We start from the raw sequence: 4,026 nt of genomic DNA, 5'->3' as shown, positions 1-4,026 counted from the left end.
AACTTGTGCAACAGGCACAATGTATAAAAATAATTGCTCAATTTTGGGCTTAACCAAAGGTCGTTGCAAGTTTACTACGTCTGATTTTCCTGCGGAAAATCCTCGCATGTAAACCCGCAACTATTCTTATACGAGCCGTTGCCCACAATTATGAAAAAAACATTTTTACTTATCATTTTACATTTAGCCTCGACTTTGAGTTTTGCTCAAACGGAGAAAGCGAATGACAAAAATATTTCTGCAAAGTTTGAAAGTTTTTTTAATTCAAACGAGTATAATGGAATATTTGAATTGTTTTCTAACGATATGAAAAGTGCGCTACCAAAAGAACAAGCGAACGAATTTCTTGTTGGACTAAAAACACAAGCTGGGAAAATAAATGCTCGTGAATTCACTAAATACGTTCGAGGTAGTTTTGCTTCCTACAAAACCACTTTTGATAATGGTGTTTTCGCAGTCAATATATCAACAGACAATCAATTAAAAATAAATGGACTTTACATTGAACCTTTTAAAGAAGATAATCTACCAAAAATAGTACGGAATTCAACCAAATTAATTCTTCCATTCAAAGATAAATGGACAGTAACTTGGGGCGGAGATACAGCTGAATTAAATTACCACGTTGAAAGTAAAGCTCAAAAAAACGCTTTTGATTTCGTGATTACTGACGAGAACGGAAAATCTTATAAAACTGACGGAAACACCAATAAGGATTATTATGCTTTTGGAAAAGAATTGATTGCACCTTGTGACGGAGAAGTAGTACTGGTAGTAGATGGAGTTGAAGATAATATTCCAGGAGAGTTGAATCCAATTTACGTACCTGGGAATACAGTAATTATTAAAACCAAGAATAACGAATACTTATTTTTTGCACATTTTAAACAACATTCAATCATAGTTAAACAAGGACAGAAAGTAAAACAAGGCGAAATTTTGGGACTAACTGGTAATTCAGGTAATTCGTCTGAACCACATCTGCACTTTCATATTCAGAACGTAAAAGATATGAATGTGGCGACTGGAGCAAAATGCTATTTTAATGAAATAATCGTGGACGGAAAAACCAAAAATGACTATTCACCGATTAAAGGAGAGAAAATACGTAACGCAAAATAACTGTGGGCAACAATGCCTATAGCAAATAGGGCATAAAGTGCTATATTTAAGCGCTTGGGCTTGCTTACTAAGTCCGCCAAATCTTTTGGATTTGGCAATTAAAAAAGAAAAAATAATTACAAAACAAAAAGCTCTGGCTAGCAGACCAGACGGAAACGAAAAGTTTCCTTGCCTGCCCTACTTGCCATAGCCGTGACCGTTGTGTGTAATTAAACTCAACCAAAAAGTATACGACATTCGAAAATCTGTATAAGAAAACAAGACCTCTTCCGTCCGACCTTTGTCTTATAATTTTTTAACACAAAAAATAGACGGAAATGAAAACAAATCAATTTGGCAAAAAAGGATGGACACCTGATAGAATCGGAAATCTGAATGGCAAAGTGTTCGTTATAACAGGTACTACAAGCGGAACAGGTTTTGAAGCAACCAAAATTTTACTTTCAAAAGGTGCTAAAGTGGTTATGCTCAATCGAAACCCTAAAAAAGTACAAGACACCATTGCAACATTGAAACAAGAATTGGGTAACGATATTGATATAACCAATATTCAAATGGACTTATCAGAGCAAGTATCTGTAAAAAAGGCTACAGAAGAAATTTTAAAAACAGTTCCCAAAATCGATGCATTAATTTGCAATGCTGCAATTGCCCAAGTACCTAAACAGACGCTAACAACAGACGGTTGGGAAAGTCAAATGGGAACGAATTACTACGGAAATTTTACTCTTCAAGCATTATTGTTCCCACTTATTGAAAAATCTAAAGGTCGAATTGTAACGGTAGGAAGTCTGGGATATGATATGGGAATTAAAACTATCAAATTTGAGGATTTGAATTGGGATAAAGATTACACACCTAATAATGCTTATAGTCAAAGCAAATTAGCTCAAATTATATCTATCTATGAACTACAGGATAGATTGAAAGAAGCAGGTAAATCAGATGTTAAAGCATATGCTTGTCATCCTGGTTCTTCAAGAACAAACCTTATAAATACAAGTGGTAGTTTTATGATGAAATTCATCTTTAATCTAATGAAATTATCGCCATTAACACAATCGGCTGAAAAAGGTGCTTATCCGCAATTGATGTGTGCTTCAGAACCTAATTTAGACCAAGGTAGTTTTTATGGTCCTACAGGAAGAAATAATTGGACTGGTCCTGTTGGAGCGCATAAATTAGAATCACACGCAAAAGACAAAGTTGTTGCAAAAAAATTATGGGAACTTTCTGAAAAAGAAACAGGTGTAAAATGGAATATATAAATTTGTATTATGGAGCACTTTAAAACATTATCATCTTATTTAGATTATTTAGGACTTCCTCGACCAGAGCATCCTATGTTGAGTATTTTTAACTCAAAAGGCGAAGGTTATTTACCTTGTCCACGAGAAAGTTCGCCACCAATTACAAATGATTGTTACTCTATAAGTTTTAAAAAATATGTAAAGGGAGATTTAAACTACGGACGAACAAAATATGATTTCACTAATGGAGCTTTGATTTTCATTGCACCAAGACAAGTCTTACAATGGGATAATAGTGTGGTTTTTGAGCAAAAAGGCTTTTCAATAAACTTCCACGAATATTTTATAAAAGGAACAGAATTAGCACAACAAATTAAAAAATATGGTTTCTTTTCCTATTCAGTAAATGAAGCATTACATCTTTCGCCAAAAGAAGAAAAGCAAATAGAATCGATAGTTGCTAATATTGAAATTGAATATCAAAATAATCAAGATGTCTTCAGTAAAGAAATTATTATTTCTCAATTAAACACGTTGTTAAAATATGCAAATCGTTTCTATGAAAGGCAGTTTTTAAATAGAATAGAAATATCGAACGATTTGTTAGAGCAATTCAATCAGTATTTAAATGAATATTTTGAATCAGGACAGTTGCAAGAAAAAGGTATTCCAAGTATTGAACAAGTCGCAGATAAAATGTCGGTTTCACAACGATACTTAAGTGATACTTTGAAAAAGGAAACAGGTAAAACTACAACCGAACATTTACACTTACATTTAATCGATGAAGCAAAAAATATATTATTACAGCCAAATAAGAGTATTTCAGAAGTGGCTTATGAATTAGGGTTTGAATATCCACCCTATTTTTCGAGATTATTCAAAAAGAAAGAAGGTATAAGTCCGACCGAGTACAGAGAAAAATATAAACTAAATTAAACAATGGAACTATTAAAATTAGCCACAGAATGGGCGAAATCCGAAATCTTCTCAACACGTTTCTTCATCCTTTTTGCAATTATATTTTTAATCGCAAGTATTGGGTTTTGGCAGTTAGGGAAAACAGATTTAGCAAAGGCTTACATCATTCCGACTTTGATAGCAGGCATACTAATTTTGATAATTGGTAGCGGTCTTTACTACACCAACATTCAAAGAGTTAAACAATTTGAGAAGGACCTCAATACTGATACATCTGCCTTTTATCAATCCGAAATTGAACGTTCTGAAAGCACTTTAAAGGAGTATACAGTTGTATTTAAAGTAATTCCAATATTAATTATCATAGCAGCATTATTAATTCTGTTTGTTAACACACCTACTTGGAGAGCAATTAGTATTACAGCCATTGCATTGTTAACAGTCATTCTGTTAGTTGACGGAACTGCCCACTCAAGAATAGAAAGCTACCATAAAGAATTGAAAGTGGTAGATATAAAAAAATGAAGTCAAAAAATAACTACACACAACAACGGTAACCGTTACACAACTCAATAATTTATAAAATAATGACCTTTATAACCGTCTTATAATGCGGTTTCATTTTTTAAATCGGTAAGTAATTGTGTATTTTCAATGTACTTATAAGAGATCTTTTAAAGTCATACCACCTCTTTTTTAGAAGAATATGTAAAGCAGACATTCCTGCTCCACT

General features: G+C 33.0%; 4 protein-coding genes. All 4 read left to right on the top strand.

Annotated elements, in window-relative coordinates; genetic code table 11:
* Nucleotides 1–150 precede the first annotated feature (150 nt).
* Nucleotides 151–1,122, top strand: a complete 972-nt coding sequence (locus tag KO500_RS15550; RefSeq protein ID WP_215957483.1) for a peptidoglycan DD-metalloendopeptidase family protein — start codon at nt 151–153, stop codon at nt 1,120–1,122.
* Nucleotides 1,123–1,439: 317 nt separating this feature from the next.
* Nucleotides 1,440–2,390, top strand: coding sequence for an SDR family oxidoreductase (locus KO500_RS15545; protein WP_215957482.1), 951 nt, complete (start codon nt 1,440–1,442; stop codon nt 2,388–2,390).
* Between the two features lie 9 nt (nt 2,391–2,399).
* Nucleotides 2,400–3,311, top strand: coding sequence for a helix-turn-helix domain-containing protein (locus tag KO500_RS15540; RefSeq protein WP_215957481.1), 912 nt, complete (start codon nt 2,400–2,402; stop codon nt 3,309–3,311).
* 3 nt (nt 3,312–3,314) lie between these two features.
* Nucleotides 3,315–3,818 carry a hypothetical protein gene (locus tag KO500_RS15535; protein WP_215957480.1) on the top strand — a complete coding sequence of 168 codons (504 nt, stop codon included), beginning with the start codon at nt 3,315–3,317 and terminating at the stop codon, nt 3,816–3,818.
* Nucleotides 3,819–4,026: the final 208 nt, after the last annotated feature.

The sequence above is a fragment of the Cellulophaga baltica genome, from assembly GCF_018861125.1.
GTDB classification, from domain to species: domain Bacteria; phylum Bacteroidota; class Bacteroidia; order Flavobacteriales; family Flavobacteriaceae; genus Cellulophaga; species Cellulophaga baltica_A.
This window is presented reverse-complemented; position numbering and strand designations above follow the sequence as displayed.